10 protein-coding genes are annotated in these 16838 nt (G+C 72.5%); 1 reads left to right on the top strand and 9 read right to left on the bottom strand.

The window, feature by feature from the left end; translation table 11 throughout:
* Window positions 1-14 precede the first annotated feature (14 nt).
* From Q4V64_RS00280 to Q4V64_RS00300, 5 genes are read right to left on the bottom strand one after another with little or no spacing between them, the layout of a single operon-like run.
* Window positions 15-233, bottom strand: coding sequence for a DUF6059 family protein (locus tag Q4V64_RS00280; RefSeq protein ID WP_124445690.1), 219 nt, complete (start codon window positions 231-233; stop codon window positions 15-17).
* A gap of 10 nt (window positions 234-243) precedes the next feature.
* Window positions 244-699 carry a hypothetical protein gene (locus tag Q4V64_RS00285; RefSeq protein ID WP_124445689.1) on the bottom strand — a complete coding sequence of 152 codons (456 nt, stop codon included), beginning with the start codon at window positions 697-699 and terminating at the stop codon, window positions 244-246.
* A gap of 12 nt (window positions 700-711) precedes the next feature.
* Window positions 712-1776 carry a methyltransferase gene (locus tag Q4V64_RS00290; protein ID WP_124445688.1) on the bottom strand — a complete coding sequence of 355 codons (1065 nt, stop codon included), beginning with the start codon at window positions 1774-1776 and terminating at the stop codon, window positions 712-714.
* Entirely contained in the window at window positions 1766-2938 is a 1173-nt protein-coding gene (locus Q4V64_RS00295) for an alpha/beta fold hydrolase (RefSeq protein ID WP_124445687.1), read from the bottom strand. Before Q4V64_RS00295 ends, Q4V64_RS00290 begins: the two co-directional genes overlap by 11 nt.
* Window positions 2935-3738, bottom strand: coding sequence for a 2-oxo acid dehydrogenase subunit E2 (locus Q4V64_RS00300; RefSeq protein ID WP_124445686.1), 804 nt, complete (start codon window positions 3736-3738; stop codon window positions 2935-2937). Before Q4V64_RS00300 ends, Q4V64_RS00295 begins: the two co-directional genes overlap by 4 nt.
* A 172-nt stretch (window positions 3739-3910) precedes the next feature.
* Between Q4V64_RS00300 and Q4V64_RS00305 the strand changes: the two genes are divergently transcribed.
* Entirely contained in the window at window positions 3911-4348 is a 438-nt protein-coding gene (locus Q4V64_RS00305) for a hypothetical protein (RefSeq protein ID WP_124445685.1), read from the top strand.
* Window positions 4349-4464: 116 nt separating this feature from the next.
* On the opposite strand, the gene Q4V64_RS00310 is transcribed toward Q4V64_RS00305, so the two are convergent.
* Genes Q4V64_RS00310 through Q4V64_RS00325 form a run of 4 tightly spaced genes read right to left on the bottom strand, consistent with a single transcriptional unit; the run spans window position 4465 to window position 16836 of the window.
* Window positions 4465-4656 carry a ferredoxin gene (locus Q4V64_RS00310; RefSeq protein WP_124445684.1) on the bottom strand — a complete coding sequence of 64 codons (192 nt, stop codon included), beginning with the start codon at window positions 4654-4656 and terminating at the stop codon, window positions 4465-4467.
* A gap of 38 nt (window positions 4657-4694) precedes the next feature.
* A complete protein-coding gene (locus Q4V64_RS00315) occupies window positions 4695-5924 on the bottom strand; it encodes a cytochrome P450 (RefSeq protein ID WP_124445683.1) in 1230 nt (409 codons plus the stop codon).
* A 38-nt stretch (window positions 5925-5962) separates the two neighbouring features.
* Entirely contained in the window at window positions 5963-10360 is a 4398-nt protein-coding gene (locus Q4V64_RS00320; protein ID WP_301184628.1) for a beta-ketoacyl synthase N-terminal-like domain-containing protein, read from the bottom strand.
* Between the two features lie 5 nt (window positions 10361-10365).
* Window positions 10366-16836, bottom strand: a complete 6471-nt coding sequence (locus Q4V64_RS00325; RefSeq protein WP_124445681.1) for a type I polyketide synthase — start codon at window positions 16834-16836, stop codon at window positions 10366-10368.
* Window positions 16837-16838 lie beyond the last annotated feature (2 nt).

Here is a 16838-nt window from a genome sequence, read left to right on the forward strand (position 1 = left end):
CACCTCCGAGCGATTCACACGTAATTGCGCAGTTGCCGTTGGAGGGTCTTCTCGACCCGGCTCAGCGGTACGTCTCGGCGAACCCGCTCCGGGTGCCGTGGCCCTGGATCGGCCGCGGTGGGCGTCGACTCGGGGAGGTCCGCGACGCAGCACGACACCTTCCCGTAGGCCACCAGGCTCTCCCAGACCAGGCGCACACACCCGTAGGCGATCGCCTTGAGAGGACGCAACATGCGGCACCTCTCACCCGGCACTCAGTTCCCACTTGGCATCGATGGGGAACGACGGGTCGGTCAAAGACGTGATCCGGAAGTTCCGGCTTCCCGTCATACCGAGGTAGCGCCCGCTGGTGCCCTCGGCCCGGTAGCCGAGCCACTTCTGCTGGAGGACCTCGGTGCGGTCGACGAGTCCCGAAGCAGCGATCGTTCCGTCGGGCAGCGAGATCTGTTCCGAGACCTGTTCGATGAAGTGACCGGTCTCTGGGTCCTGGTAGAGGATCACCATGGACCCGACGGTCGTACCGACCACCTTTCCGTCGGCGTCGAACACATCGCACCAGTAGGTGGCCATCGTGCCCGGGCCCCACGTGTTGGGCGGGGTCGTGACGTTGAGTTCGCTCTTGGTGATCTTCTCGACGACTTCGACGACGATCTGGGGCTCCGCCGGCGCGGCGGTCGCGGACGCTGTATCTGCTGACATGGTTTGTCCTTCCTAGAGGGGGGCTTCGGACGTGGTGCGGACGGTGGCTTCGTACACGTTGTGGCCGGTGGGCAGCGGGAGGACGGACCGCACGTCGAAGCCCGCCGCGTCGAGCAGGCCGCGCATGCCCTCCTCGGTGAGGCCGTGCATGCCCTCCTCGCACGCCACCATCTGGAACAGTTCGCGGGCCGCGTCGAAGTCCTGGGTGATGGGCGGTTCGATCACCAGCAGACGCGGGACGGGAGCGTCGGTGCCGTGCTGCGCGGCCGTACTCGTCATGGCCCGGGCGACGGTGCCGAGGATGCGCTTGCCGCTCTCGAAGGCCCAGTCGTGCAGCACGTTCTTGAGCAGGTAGAGGTCACCGCCGGCCGGGACTTCCTGGAAGAAGTCCGCGGGCTCGAAGGCGAGGCGCCCGGCGAGCCCGCTGTCCGGGGACTTCGCCAGTTCGGCGGCGGCCCTCTCGCAGACGCTGCGCCGGTCGGTGCTGACGCCCTTGACGTCCGGGAGGGCCCGGAGCATGCCGCGCAGCATCGCGCCGCCGCCCCCGCCGACGTCGACGATCGTGCCGACCCCGGAGAAGTCGCGGGCCCTGAGCAGGGAGACGGCCACCGGGCGGGCCAGTTCCACCATCGCCAGGTCGAACACCCGGGCGGCCTCGGCGTCCGTCTCGAAGTGCTCGAACAACGAGGTGCCGAAGACCTTCTGGAATCCCGACTTGCCCGTCCGGACGGTGTGCAGCAGGGCGCCGAACGCGTCGTCGTAGGTTTCTGCGAACAGCATGACGGTGTGCCGGAGCGAGAGCGGGTGGTCGGTGCGCAGCTGCTGGAACGGCTCGGTGATGCCGAAGGCGCCGTCGGCGTCGCGCTCCGCGGCTCCTACGAAGACCAGGGCCCGCAGCAGCCGGAGCAGCACATCGGGGTCGGAGCCGGTGCGCTCGGCGATCTCCGTGTGCGGCAGGTGTCCGCCGTCCAGGATGTCTGCGATGCCGAGCCGGGCCGTGACGGCCAGGGCGCGGGAGAACCAGCCCCCGATGGCCAGTTGACCGACCGCCATCGCGTGTTTCTGCTCAGCTTCCATGGTCTGCGGTTCCCTTCTCTGGGACGTTGGGTGAGGTCGTGCGGGAGGGCGCGGACGGGCCGCCCGTGGCCGATGTCGTTCCGGGTACACGGCGGCGCACGAGGGTACGCAGCCGCAGGAGGGCGAGCAGGGCGGCGAGGATCGCGACGCGGATCCGGTGTCCGCCCCTGAGCCGCAGCAGGGACCGCACCACCCAGAGGCGGGACTCGGCGATGTGGTGCGGTGAGCCGTGGACGTCGTCGTTCTCCCGCACGTGCAGCCGGCGCAGATGCCGTCGCAGTACCGCGATCTCGTCCGGCGGTACGATCTCGTCGCGGCGGCTGACCAGGTAGTGCACGGGCACGGTCACCCGGTCCAGCGTCTCGCCGTCGATCGCCCACTCGGTCATGTCGTCGGTGGACCGGCCCGTCAGATGGGCGAGCGAGTCGGTGGTCAGGCGGGGAACGTCCGCCCGCCACCCGGCGTCCGTGAAGAAGGCGTCGACGGGTGCGCCCGCGGTGACGATGCCGCGGATCCGGGGGTCGTGGGCGGCGCAGTGCAGTGCGAGGTGGCCGCTGAAGCTGAGACACACGGCGTACGCCCGGCTCGCGTCGCACCGGTCGGAGACGGCGTCGAGCACATCCGAGATCATCCGCCAGCTCGTGGGCGTGTACGGGACGGTGTTCTGGCCGACCCCCGGCATCTCCGTGGCGACGGCGGCGAAGCCCTGCCGGTCGAACAGCGGCAGCAGGGGCGCCCACTGCTCCTTGATGCTCACCATGCCGCCCATGAGCACCACGACCGGGCGGCGGGCCCCGTCGGACAGGCCGGTGGTCCAGCACCTGATCTCGCCCCTCGCGCCCGGGACCGTGAGGGGCTCGATGCCGGAGTGTTCGTGCCGCCAACGGTCGAACACCGCGACGCAGTTGTCGAGGGCGCGCCTGCGCACGGGGCCGTCGACGTAGGGGAAGCGGGCGAGGTTGTAGGCGCGGCATGCGTCCAACAGCTGTCCGGCCCTTTCGTGGAGCTCGGCCTCGGCGCACCACCGGGCGGTCCAGGAGTCCGGGTCGCGTTCGTCGTCCGTGCGCACGGCGCCGACGATCCGGTGGTACTGCTCGGGTCGCATGCCCTGAACCCGTGCGTGCAGCAGCAGGTACTCCTTGAGTTCGTCGACGTCGTTCATGAGGTGACCCGCTCCGCCCGCCGCTCCGGGGCGGCATCGGCCGGCGGGGCGAAGCTCTGCAGGCGGGCCTTCAGCTCCGCCAGGACGTCCGCCGCCTCGGCGCCGTCGATCACCCGGTGGTCGAAGGTCAGGGAGAGGCGCATGATCGGCGCGACGAGGACACGGCCGTCCGGGGTGGCGACGGGGCGGTGCACGATCCGTCCGACGCCGAGGGTGACGGTCGTACCGCCCATGGAGTGGAAGCCGTCGACGACGCTGTGCCCGAGCGAGGTGACGGCGAAGGTGCCGAGCAGCCGGGTGCGGCGGCGCGGGGCGCCGACGCCGATGCGGAAGGCCGCGTTTCCCAGGAGTGCGGGCAGCCGGATCAGTTTCCACAGCGGGGCGAACTCCGGCATGTCCGCGGGGTCGTTGTCGCGGAAGCGGTCCACCTGCCGTTGGATGTCGTCGAGGCCGGCCGACTGCAGGTCGGCCAGCACGGTGGCGAGGACCATCCGCCGGCCGTTGACCGTCTTGTCGAGGGCGAGCTTGCCGTGCGCCGAGGCCGGCGTGTGGACGCGTGGCACGAGACCGCCGCGCACCAGCGAGTTGGCCTCCGGGTGCTCGGCGAGCACTCGGCCGGCCTCGTGCAGCACGTAGCTGACGACCGAATAGCGGGTGCCCGTGGCGCGCCGGCTCTCGCGGTGCTCGGTGATCCGGCTCATCTCCACCTCGGTGTCGAGGTGGACAGGGGCGGCGGACCGGATCCAGCGCAGGAAGTAGAGCGTGTGGCGGCGTTCCCGGGGCAAGCGTGCGGATCCCATGCGGCTGCTCCCAATGCTCGGCGACACCGTGTGCAACCGACCCTATGAGGGGCGGCTAAAGCGGTCCTTGGTCCCTCGGCGGCCGACCGGGCAAGAGGGGCTTTAGCACTGCGGACGACCATCCTCTGGACCGCCCGCGCGGGGCGGAAGCGGCTGTCCGAGAGGGGCGAGCATGGGCGACACGACGACCGCGAACGATGTGGTGACCGTCGAGCTGGTGGAGAAGGTGACCAAGAAGGACCTCAACGAGTCCGGCTCGATCGAGGGTTTCGGTCCGGGCATGATGGCGACCTACTGGTGCGACGTGTTCGACACCGAGGGGAAGCACATAGGCACGACCGTGGGATGCATGGACATCCTCTACGCCGATCCGGAGTCCGGACACCTGGTGGAGCACGTGGCGGAACAGATCCGGCTGCCCGACGGCACGATCATGGCGTGGGGCACGATGAACCGCTCCGACGTGCTGGCACAGAAGTGGATCACCTACCGGTGCCAGGGCACCAGCGGCCGCTACGCGGGGCTGGTCGGCACCCGCACCTGGCGCATCCAGTCGCTGGAGGACGAGTCGTACCCGATCGTCGCGAAGATGGAACTGCGCGGGGCCTGAGCACAGGCACGCACCCGGACCGGCCGTGTTCACGGCCGGTCCGGGTGCGTTGTGCGGGCGCGTCCGGGGGCTGCCGGGGGAACAGCTCACCCTGTCGGCGCGCCCGCCGACTCGGGTCAGTCCAGCCGGACGGCGCGCCCCGGGCAGAGGTCCGCGGCGCGGCGTGCGGCGTCGTGGTGCTCCGGGGCCGGGTGCGGCTCGCGCACCACGGACGTGCCGTCCTCCTCGCTCTGGTCGAAGACCTCCGGTGCACTGAGCACGCACTGGCCGGCACCGACGCAGCGCTCATGGTCGACGGTGATCCGCATGGCTCCTCCTTTCCTGACGATCGGTGGGGTCGGTGCGGTCACCAGGCCACAGGGACTTGGTTGATGCCGAAGATGTTGGCGTCGTCCTTGAACGGCAGTTCCTCCAGCGGAACCGTCAGGTGCAGGTCGGGCACCCGGTCGAAGAGCGTGGTGTACGCGATCTCCAGTTCGGCACGGGCGAGGTTCTGGCCGAGGCACTGGTGTGCTCCGTAGCCGAAGGCGACATGCTGGCGGGCGTCGCGCTGGACGTCCAGGTTGCCGGGGTCGGCGAACGCGGCGGGGTCGTGGTTGGCGGCGGCGTTGGGGATGATCACTCCGTCTCCGGCGTGGATGGTGTGGTCCCCGATGCTGATGTCCTCGACGGCGACACGGCTGGTCGCCGGGTCGGAGATGCTGAAGAAGCGCAGCAGTTCCTCGACCGCCCCGCGCATCAGTGCGGGTTCGGCGCGGAGCTTGGCCAGTTGTCCTGGGTTCTGCAGGAGGGCCACGGTGCCCAGGGAGATCATGTTGGCGGTGCTCTCATGGCCCGCGATGAGCAGCAGGATCGCCGTACCGGCCAGGTGGTTGCGTTCGTACCGGTCCGCGGCGCGGTACTTGGCGATCAGCCGGGAGACGACGTCGTCGCCCGGGTCGGTCTCCTTCTTGGTGACCAACTCGACGAGGTAGCCGCGCAGTTCAGCGAGCGCGCCGGTGCGCTGCTCGGCGTCGCAGCGGCGGTCGGCGATGGTACGGGTGCGCTGCTGGAAGAACGCGCGGTCGTCGTACGGGACACCGAGGAGATCGCAGATGACGAGGGACGGCACGGGCAGCGACACCGCCTCGACGAGGTCGGCGGGCGGGCCCTGGCGGAGCATCGCGGTGATGGCGTCGTCGGTGAACTGCTGGATGCGCGGACGCATCCCGGCAACCTTGCGGACGGTGAACTCGCCCGTGAGGAGCCTGCGGTGACCCGCGTGCTCCTCGGCGTCCATCCAGGACATGAACCCGGTGCTCTGGCTGGCGAGCTTGGCCAGGCCGGGGACCAGTTCGGGGAATCCGGGGTTGGTGCGGTTGGAGCTGAGGCGGCCGTCGGTGAGCAGCCGGCGGGCGTACGTGTGGCCGGTGATCAGCCAGGCCTTCTTGCCGTTGGGGAGCAGCACCGTCGCGATCGGGTCGGCCTCGCGCAGCTCGCCGTAGGGCGGCGGGGGCGCGAACGGGCAGGTGCGCTTCATCGGGAAGGTGGGCAGGGACTGTTCGGTGAGGTCTTCGGAGAGCATCGGGCTTCCCATCGTGTGAGTGGATGTCCAGGGCGTGGGGCGCGCGGTGGTCAGGGGGACGTTTCGGTGAGCACGCCGGCGAGGTAGTCGGCTATGCCGGTGATCGTCGGGTGGTCGTAGACCGCGGTGGGCGGTACGGCCACGCCGGTCGCCGTCTGCAGCCGGGTGCCGAGTTCGATCGCGGAGAAGGAGGAGAAGCCCATGTCGAACAGGCTGTCGGTGATGCCGACGTCGGAGCCCGCGGTCATACCGAGCACCGCGGCGGTGTGACCGCGGATCAGGTCGACCAGCGCGGTGGTACGTTCCGCATCGGTCATTCCGAGCAGCAGTTGCGGAAGCGCTTCGGGAGCGAGCCCGGTCAGAGCGCCGGCACGGTCCGTGGCACCCGTCCGCGCGACATTCTCAAGGAACCTTCCGCGGTGGTCCCGGGCGAACTTCTCCCAGTCGACGTCCGCCACGAGCAGCGTTTCGCCGTCGTGTACGGCGGTCTCCTCCAGGATGTCCAGCGCCAGGTCCACGCGTACCGGGGAGAGCCCTTCGACGGGGGTGACGGCGGTGTCGTCGGCACCCGTCCACGGACCCCACAGCACCGAGAGCACGGGGAGCTGGGCGTCGCGGCGTTCACGGACGAGGGCTTCCCGCCGTGCCGTGTCCGTCCCGGCCGGCTCGAAGAGCCCCTGCATGGGCGAGAAGACCACGAAGGCGGCCAGGGGCAGCGGCCTGGTCAGCTCGTCCAGCGCGGTGAGCGCCGCGCCGTCGGCCGTCTCGTCGACATGGATCACGGTGGTGAACGCGGCGGACGCGAGGACCGAGGCGAGCGCGTCCCGGTCCGACAGGTCGCACGGGGTCATGGTGACCTGGGCGCCGGGCAGTTCGGTGATTCCGGGAGCGGTGCCCGGACGGTGGGTGAGCACCAGGTGACGGGCTCCGTGCCGGGCGAGCCAGGCGGCCACGTGGCCACCCAGGCCGGTGGTGCCGTCGGTGACCAAGACGGGGCCCTCGCCCGGCTGCCAGGGCTCGGTGCCTGAGGGCTCCCCGAGCGGGAGCAGGCGCCTGACGAACGTACCGGTGCCGCGCAGGACCACCCGGTCCTCGTCGGCGGGGCCGCACAGGGCGGCGCGCAGTCTGCCCCGCAGCGCTTCGGTCAACTCGCCGTGCAGGTCGATGACCGGGGGCCGGAGCGGGCCTGGTGCGGGTGGCTCGGGGGCGGGCGGGGTGGCGGAGGGAGCGAGGTCCGTCGACGACCGCCGGAGCGTCCACACGGGGCAGGGCAGGTCCGCGGGCAGGGCTTCCGTGGCCGCCGGCAGCATGGACAAGATGCCTGTCGGGGCCGGGTTCCGCGCTACCGCGTCGGACAGTCGCGCGCGCAGCCCGTCCGGAGTGTCGGTCGCGGCGGCGACGGTCTCGACGACGTCCGCACCGCCCTCGGTCAGCGCCGTCCGGACGTCGTCCGACGAGCCCGCCGGGGCCACGAGGAGCCACACGCCGTCGATACGTTCGGCCCGCTCGTCGGGCAGGGCGGTCCAGGCGACGCGGTAGTGCCAGTCGCGTTGCCTGCGCCAGGCGGCGAGGGACGGGAGCAGGCCGCGCAGGGCGTGCTCCCGGTCGGCGTCGAGGCCCAGCGCGGCCGACAGGACGTCCGCGTTGCCCCTGTCCACCGCGTCCCAGAACCGGGCCTCCCGGCGCGGTGGCGCGTCCGGGCGGTCTTCGGCCTCGTGGAACCAGTACCGCTCGCGTTGGAACGGATAGGTCGGCAGGGCCACATGACGGGTCGGGGCGCCGCGGCCGGGCCAGCCGGTGCCGTGTCCGTGCACATGCAACCGGGCCAGGGCCGTCAGGACGTCCGACGGACCGCCGCGGTCGCGCCGCAGCACCGGGACGACGAGCGGGCTCCCGGGCGCGTCGCCCAGGGTCTCGGTGGTCGGCGCGGTCAGCACCGGATGCGGGCCCACCTCGACGAAGGCCGTCACACCCCGGTCGCGCAGGGTGCGCACGCCGTCCGCGTACCGCACCGTCCGGCGTGCCTGATCGGCCCAGTAGTCCGGCGAGCGGAGCCGGTCGAGGCTCGTGACGCGGCCGGTGACCCCCGAGACGACGGGTATGCGTGGCTCCCGGAATTCCAACTCGGCGGCCACTGAACGGAGTTCGTCCAGCATCGGGTCGAGGAAGGCCGAGTGGAAGGCCCGGGTGACGCGCAGCCGTGTCGTCCGGCGGCCCCGGGCGGCCCAGCGCTCGGCGATGCGTACGACGCCGCCGTCGCCCGAAAGCACCACGGACGTCGGCGAGTTCACGGCGGCGATGCTCACCCTGCCGTGCTCGGCGAGGTCCGGGAGCACCTCGTCCTCCGTGGCCTGCACGGCCACCATCCGGCCGCCCGGGGGCAGAGCCTGCATCAGCCGGCCGCGTGCGGCGACCAGCCGGGCGGCGTCCTCGGGGCAGAGCACGCCCGCGATCCGGAGGGCGGCGAGTTCGCCCACCGAGTGGCCGATCAGGTAGCCCGGGGTGACCCCGGCCGCAAGCAACGTCCCGGCCAGCGCGGTTTCCAGCGCGTACAGGGCGGGCTGGGTGTAACCGGTCTCCTCCAGCAGGCGGGCGTCCGCGCCGATCATGACGTCGCGCAGCGGACGGTCTAGGTAGGGATCGAGCAGGGCGCACTCCTCGTCCAGCGCCTCGGCGAAGCCCGGGTGTCCGGCGGCGAGTTCGCGCCCCATGCCGGGCCACTGCGCGCCCTGGCCGGAGAAGAGGAACGCGATCGGGCCGGGAGCCGCGGCGACGGATCCGGTGACCACGTTCGCCGTCGGCTCCCCGCGGGCGAAGCGGTCGAGGCCCGCCGCGAGGTCGTCGGCGCGGCCCAGCACCACGGCCCGGTGCTCGAGCCTCGCGCGGCCGCTCGCCAACGCGCGGCCGACCTCGGCCGGCGGGACGTCGCGCGAGGTGACGTACGTGTGCAGGCGCCTGGCCTGCGCCCGCAGCGCCTGCGGGGTGCGGGCCGAGATCACCCACGGCACCGTCGCGGTCGCCTCCCTCTCGCGCGGCCCGGTGTCACCGGCCTGTGCCTCGGTGTCGGGCGGAGCCTGTTCGAGGATCACGTGCGCGTTGGTGCCGCTGATCCCGAACGACGAGACCGCGGCCCGGCGCGGCCGGTCCCGTGCGGGCCAGTCGCGGGCCTCGGTGAGCAACGACACCGCTCCGGAGGACCAGTCGACGTGCGGTGAGGGTTCGCCCGAGTGCAGGCTCCGCGCGAGCAGTCCGTGGCGCAGCGCCTGCACGGTCTTGATGACGCCGGCCACGCCGGCCGCCGCCTGTGCGTGTCCGATGTTGGACTTGACGGAGCCCAGCCACAGCGGGTCCCCGGGGCCGCGCCTGCCGTAGGTGGCGAGCAGGGCCTGCGCCTCGATCGGATCGCCGAGGACCGTGCCGGTGCCGTGCGCCTCCACCGCGTCGACGTCGGCGACGGTCAGCCGGGCGTCCGCGAGGGCCTGCCGGACCACCCGTTCCTGGGCGGGCCCGCTGGGCGCGGTGAGGCCGTTGGACGCGCCGTCGGAGTTGACCGCGCTTCCCCGGATCACGGCGAGGACGGGGTGCCGGTTGGCCCGGGCGTCGGACAGCCGTTCCAGGACGAGCATGCCCGCGCCCTCGGCGAAGCCGGTGCCGTCGGCAGCCGCGCCGAAGGACTTGCACCGTCCGTCCGGGGCCAGTCCGCGCTGCCTGCTGAACTCCACGAAGATGTCCGGGGTCGCCATCACGGTCGCTCCTCCGGCGAGGGCGAGCGAGCACTCGCCCCATCGCAGGGCCCGGCAGGCCAGGTGCATCGCGGCCAGCGACGAGGAGCACGCGGTGTCGAGGCTGAGGACGGGTCCTTCCAGGCCCAGGTGGTAGGCGACCCGGCCGGAGGCGACGCTCGGCGTGGTGCCGGTGAGCAGGTGTCCGCGCAGTTCGTCGGGAGCGGTGCGCAGGCCCGGCGGGTAGCGCTGTGCGATCACCCCGGTGTAGACGCCGGTGGCGGTGCCCCGCAGACCGTGCGGGTCGATCCCGGCGTCCTCCAGGGCTTCCCAGGAGGTCTCCAGCAGCAGTCGTTGCTGGGGGTCGGTGGCCCGTGCCTCACGCGGGCTCAGGCCGAAGAAGCCCGCGTCGAAGTCGGCCGCGTCGTAGAGGAAGCCGCCCCGTCTGGTGTACGTGGTGCCCGGGTGGTCGGGGTCGGGGTGGTAGAGGGACGAGGTGGCCCAGCCGCGGTCGGCGGGAAAGTCCGCGATCGCGTCCCGGCCCTCCACCACGAGCTGCCAGAGCGCGTCCGGCGTGTCCGCGCCGCCGGGGAAGCGGCAGGCCATGCCGACGACGGCGATCGGTGCGTGGCGCTCCTCCTCGAACTCGCGCAGCCGCCCGCGGGCCCTGCGCAGATCCGTTGTCGCCCGTTCGAGATAGGTGCGGAGTTTCTGCTCGTCGGACACGACACTCACCTCGCCGATCCGGGGTGAGGACTTTCCAGTTCGTGGTCGAGCGCGTCGAACAGTTCCTCGTTCGTGGCCGAGACCAGGTCGTGGTCGAGATCGGCGGGGTCGTCGCCGAACCGGCGCAGCAGGGTGCGGAGTCGGACGACGGTGCTCTCGCGGGCCGTGGGGTTCGTGTCGTCGGAGGTGAGGAAGGCCTCCAGGCGGTCCAGGCCGGGAACCTCCTCGGACGGTTCGGGCGTCGTCTCCGGCGGGGCGAGCAGTTCGTCCAGGCGCCGGGCGAGGCCCTCGGGAGTCGGCCGGTCGAAGATCAGGGTGGCGGGCAGCCTCAGGCCGGTGGCGGCGCCGAGCCGGTTGCGGAGTTCCACCGCGGTCAGCGAGTCCAGGCCGAGTTCCTTGAAGTTGTGCTCGGCGTGCACCGTCTCCGGTCCGGCGTGGCCGAGCGCGGTCGCGGTGACCGAGCGCACCAGGTCGAGCAGGATGACCTGCCGCTGCTCGGGGGACTGGCCGGCCAGCCGGTCGACCACGGAGGCCTGCGGCGGTGTCCGCCCGGCCGAGGAGGCGCGCGGCAGCAGCGCCCGCAGGAGGCAGGGCGCGGTCAGCGGGTCGAGGGCCCGTAGGGCCGCCGGGGCGACCGGCGCGGCGACGAGGTCGGGCTCGGGCGCGGTCAGCGCGTGGGTGAGCAGGTCGAGCGCGTGCTCGGTGGTCAGCGGGGTGAGCGCGGCGCCGATGCGGCCGTGGCCGGCGGCGTCCAGATGGGACGTCATCGCGCTGGTCTGCGCCCACAGGCCCCAGGCCACGCTGGTGGCGGGCAGGCCCTGGTGGTGCCGGTGGACGGCGAGGGCGTCGAGGAAGGCGTTGGCGGCCGCGTAGTTCGCCTGCCCGGGCGAGCCGAGGACACCGGCCGCCGACGAGTAGAGCACGAAGGCGTCCAGCGGGAGGTGACGGGTCAGCTCGTGCAGATGCCAGGCCGCGTCCGCCTTGGGGGCCAGGACGCGGTGCAGTTGTGCGTCGCCGAGACCGCCGATCGTCGCGTCGTCGAGGACTCCGGCGGTGTGGTAGATCGCGGTCAGCGGGTGCTCGGAGGGGATCGTCCGCAGCAGCGCGTCGAGTGCGTGACGGTCGGTGACGTCACACGCCTCGACCCGGACCACCGCGCCCAGGTCGGCGAGTTCGGCCGCGAGTTCGGGTGCCTTGCCGGTGCGGGACACCAGCAGGAGGTGGCTGCCCTGGTGGGTGGCGGCCAGTCGCCGGGCGAGCAGCCCGGCGAGGGTGCCGGTGCCGCCGGTGATCAGTGTCGTGCCGGCGCCGGCGGGGGTCGCCGGCAGGGTCAGCGCGACCTTGCCGATGTGGCGTGCCTGGGCGAGGTACCGCAGGGCGTGCGGGGCGGCCCGGACGTCCCAGCTCGTCACGGGAAGGGGTCGCACGGATCCGTCGGCGAACAGCGAGCCCAGTTCGGCGAACATGGCCTGGATGCGGTCGGGGCCGTTGTCCATCGTGTCGAACGCCGTGTACACGGTGCCGTGGTGCTCGGCCGCGATCCGGTCGGCGTCGCGGTAGTCGGTCTTTCCCATCTCCACGAAGTGCCCGCCGCGCGGGAGCAGCCGCAGTGAGGCGTCGATGTACTCGCCTGTGAGGGAGTTGAGCACGACGTCGACTCCCCGGCCTTCGCTCAGCGAGGCGAACCGCTGCTCGAAGTCGAGGGTGCGGGAGGACGCCACCCTGGCGGGGTCGAGGCCCCGCTCGTGCAGGAAGGCCCACTTGTCGGGGTGTGCGGTGGCGTACACGTCGGCTCCCCGGTGCCGGGCGAGCTGAAGCGCGGCCAGCCCGACACCACCGGCGGCGGCGTGGATCAACACGGTCTGGCCGGGGCGCAGTTCGGCGATGTCGTGCAGGGCGTGGAAGGCGGTGAGGAACACGGTGGGGGCCGTGGCGGCCTCGGCGTCGCTCCATCCGTCGGGGACGGGGGCGAGGAAGCGGTGGTCGGTCACCGCGACCGGGCCGGTGCCGGTGGGGAACAGGCCCATCACGCGATCTCCGGGGCGTACGTTCGTCACGTCGTCGGCGGTCTCCAGCACCGTGCCGGCGCCCTCCCCGCCGAGCGGGCGGCTGTCGGCGACCATGCCGAGGGAGACGACGACGTCGCGGAAGTTGACGCCTGCGGCGCGCAGTGCCACGCGCACCTGGCCGGGGGCGAGTGCGTCCGGCTCCGCGAACGGTGTCAGCGCCAGGTTGTCGATGCTCCCCGAGCCGGACGACAGGGTCAGCCGCCAGTTGGGCGCCGACGGAACGGTCAACGCGGTGGTGTCGGTGCCCCGTTGCAGCCGCGCGGTGAACAGACCGCCATGGCGTACGGCCAGTTGGGGCTCGTCGGCGATCAGCGCGGCGGCCATCGCGCGTGCCGTGGCGGTGTCGTCGGGTGCGTCGGTGTCGATCAGCAGCACCCGGCCGGGGTGTTCGTTCTGGACGCTGCGCAGCAGGCCCCAGGCGGAGGCCGCCGCGAGGTCGGGGTCGGTGTCGTACGGTCCGGTCGTCACCGCCCGCCGGGTGAGGACGACGAGTCGACTGTCGTCGAACCGGCTGTCGTCGAGCCATTCCTGCACCAGCCGGGTCGTCCGGGCGGTGACCGTGTGGGCGCGGGCCGCGGGATCGCCCTCCGCGTCCGGGAGGAAGGTGACCAGGAGGTCCGGCACCGGGGCGCCGGAGGTGACGGCGTCCCTCAGCGCGGTCAGATCCTCGTGGTGCTCGCCCTGCGCCAACGGGCAACCTCCGAGTACCGCTACCTCGGTCCCAGGAGGAAGGTGCGCCCCGTCGGCCGGCTCCGGCAGCGGGGGCCAGGCGAGCCGGAGCAGGTCGCCGTCGGTGGTGCCGGTGGCGGCGGCCAGTTGAGCGGGCGTGACCTCGCGCAGACTGAGCCGCTCGATGGTGATCACGGGCGCGCCGCTGTCCGGGTCGTCGGCGGTCACGGCGAGGGTGTCGGGGCCGGTCGGTCGCAGGCGGACGCGCAGGGCGGCACCCGGGGTGCCGTGCAGGGTGACTCCGGAGCAGGAGAACGGCAGCCGCACGGGGGCGTCGGCGCCGGGCTCGGCCAGCAGCGGATGCAGTACGGCGTCGAGCAGGGCGGGATGGATACGGAAGCCCGATCGGTCGGTGCCCGGGGGGAGTTCGAGGTCCGCGCACAGGTCGTCGCCCTCCCGCCGGATCGCACGTACCCCTTGGTAGAGCGGGCCGTACTGGTAACCACGGTCCTCCAGACGGGCGTAGAGGCCGTCCGTCGGCAGCGAGGTGGCGTCCGGGGAGGGATGGGCGCGGGGGCCGGACGCGGCGGCGCCGGCGCCCAGGGTGCCGTCGGCGTGGCGGATCCAGCGGTCTTCGGTCCGGGAGTGCACGGTGATCGTGCGGTGTCCGTCGGGGTCCGGGCCGGACACGGCGACCTGGAGGTCCGTGGGCGTTCCTTCGGTGAGGACGAGCGGGGCATGCAGCGTCAGCTCCTCCACCCCAGGGCAGTCGAGGCGCGCCCCCGTGTCCAACGCGAGTTCGAGGTAGGCGGTGCCCGGCACGACGACGGTGTCCAGCACGCGATGCTCGGCGAGCCAGGGGTGCGTCTCGGTGGACAGCCGTGCCGTGGACACCAGGCCGTCGTCGGCGGCGAGCGTGACGGTGGCGCCGACCAGGGGGTGCTCGGCCGCTGTCAGTCCGACCGAGGGGAGGTCCGCCCCGCCGGGCAGTCCGGTGAGCCAGTACGTCTCGCGTTGGAAGGGGTACGTCGGCAGATCGGAGACGTAAGCGGGCTCGGCCGCCGGGAGGGCGCCGGACCAGTCCACGGGCAGGCCGTGGACGTGCGCACGGGCGACCTGCGAGGCGAACTCGCGCCAGGCGTCCCGGTCGCGGCGCAGCGAACCGACGACCAGCAGCCCGGGGTCGGTGAGGGTGTCACCGAGCGCGGGGACGAGGATCGAGTGCGGACTCGACTCGACGAAGGCGCGGTGGCCGTCGGCGTGCAGCGCGCGGGTGGTCCGCTCGAACTCGACGGGTTGGCGCAGGTTTCGGTACCAGTAGTCGGCGTCGAGTGCCGTCGTGTCGATCCGCCCGCCGGTCACCGTGGAGTAGAACGCGGCTCGGCCGGGACCGGCGGTGATGTTCTCGAACGCGCCGAGCAGTTCGGTGCGCAGCCCCTCGACGTGCGGTGAGTGGGAGGCGTACGACACCGGGATCCGGCGGCAGCGGACGCCGTCCTCCTTCAGGGACGCCAGGAGGTCGACGAGGGCGTCGGTGTCGCCGGAGACGACCGTGGCGGTCGGGCCGTTGACGGCGGCGACACCGAGACGGCCCGTCCACCGCTCCAGGCACCGGGCCGTGTCGGTGGCGGACAGGGCCACCGAGGCCATGCCGCCCGGGGGCAGGTCGACCAGTGCCCGGCTGCGGACGGCGATGATGCGCGCGGCGTCCTCAAGCGTCAGTGCCCCGGCGACATGGGCGGCGGCGATCTCGCCCTGCGAGTGGCCGGCGACCGCGTCCGGCTGGATGCCCACGGACCGCCACAGCGCCGCCAGCGCGATCATCATCGCGAAGAGCGCGGGCTGGACCACGTCCACGCGGTCCCACAGCGCCGGATCCTCGGACCCGGTGCGCAGCAGGTCCATCAGCGACCAGCCGGTGTGGGGGTCCAACGCGTCGGCGCAGGCCTCCAGCTCGCTGCGGAACACCGCGGACGTCTCCAGCAGTTGGGTGGCCATCGCGGGCCACTGCGAGCCCTGTCCGGGGAAGAGGAACACGGTCCGGCCCGGTGCCGCCGCGGTCCCGGTGACCAGCGCGGGATGGTCCGCGCCGGCGGCGAGTGCGCCGAGGGCCGCCCGTGCCTCCTGGCGGTCGTCGGTGGTGACGACGGCGCGACGACCGAAGTGCGTCCTTGCGGTGGCCAGACGGCGTGCCGCCGCGGCGAGGTCGGGCGCGGCACGGGTGTCCAGGTCGTCGCCCAGGCGCACGGCGTACTCCCGCAGGGCGGGCTCGGTCTGCGCCGAGAGCACCCAGGGCAGGACCCGCGTGGTCACCGGCGCGGGCTCGGGGTCCGTGTCGGCCTCGGCCGGCCCGGGGGCCTGCTCGACGATGACGTGCGCGTTGGTCCCGCCGACGCCGAAGGAGGAGACGGCGGCGCGGCGCGGCCGGTCGCGGTCGGGCCAGGGCCGGTCATCGGTCAGCAACGACACCGCGCCCGCCGTCCAGTCGACGTGCGTGGACGGCTGGTCGATGTGCAGCGACCGCGGCAGCACTCCGTGCCGCATGGCCTCGATCATCTTGATGATCCCGGCGACCCCGGCGGCGGCCTGGGTGTGACCGATGTTCGACTTCACCGACCCCAGCCACAACGGATCGTCCATCTCCCGGCCCTGCCCATACGTCGCCAGCAACGCCTGCGCCTCGATCGGGTCGCCGAGTGTGGTCCCCGTTCCGTGCGCCTCCACCACGTCCACATCACGCACCGACAACCGGGCGTTCGCCAGCGCCTGCCGGATCACCTTCTGCTGCGACGGACCGTTCGGCGCCGTCAGACCATTCGAGGCACCGTCCTGATTCACCGCCGAACCACGAATCACCGCAAGCACCGGATGCCCCTTGGCCCGCGCATCCGACAACCGCTCCAACAACACCAACCCCGCACCCTCACCCCAGCTGGTGCCGGCGGCGTCGTCCGCGAACGACCTGCACCGCCCGTCGGGCGCCAGACCGCGCTGCCGGCTGAACACGATGAACATGCCGGGGGCGGACATCACGGTGACGCCGCCGGCGAGGGCGAGCGAGCACTCGCGCTGCCGCAGCGCCTGGCAGGCGAGGTGCACGGCGACCAGCGACGACGAGCAGGCCGTGTCCACCGAGAAGGTGGGGCCCTCCAGCCCGAACGTGTAGGCGAGCCGCCCGCACACGACGCTGCCCGCGCTTCCGGTGCCCAGATAACCCTCGAGGTCCGCCGCCACACCGGACTTCAAGCGGGTGACGTACTCCTGCGGGATGACTCCCGTGAACGAGCCGGTATCACTCCCCCGGAGCGCGTCCGGCGGCAGTCCCGCACGCTCCATCACCTCCCAGGCCAGTTCGAGCATGATCCGCTGCTGCGGGTCGACGGCCAGGGCCTCCCGGGGGGACATCCGGAAGAACGCCGGGTCGAAGTCGGCGGCGTCGTGGAGGAAGCCGCCCTGATCGGTGTAGGTGGTGCCGCCGTGGTCGGGGTCCGGGTGGTAGAGCTTCTCCAGGTCCCACCCGCGGTTCGTCGGCAGCCCGCCGATCGCGTCCCGGCCTTCGACCGTGAGTTCCCACAGGTCCTCGGGGCCGCGGACACCGCCGGGGTAACGGCATGCGGTCGACACCACGGCGATGGGTTCGTGGTTCGCCTCTTCCGCGGCTTGCAGTCGCTCCCGCGTCGAGTAGAGATCCGCCGTTACCCACTTCAGGTAGTCGACGAGCTTTCCCTCATCGGTCATCG

Source organism: Streptomyces sp. NL15-2K, from assembly GCF_030551255.1.
Taxonomy (GTDB): Bacteria; Actinomycetota; Actinomycetes; order Streptomycetales; family Streptomycetaceae; genus Streptomyces.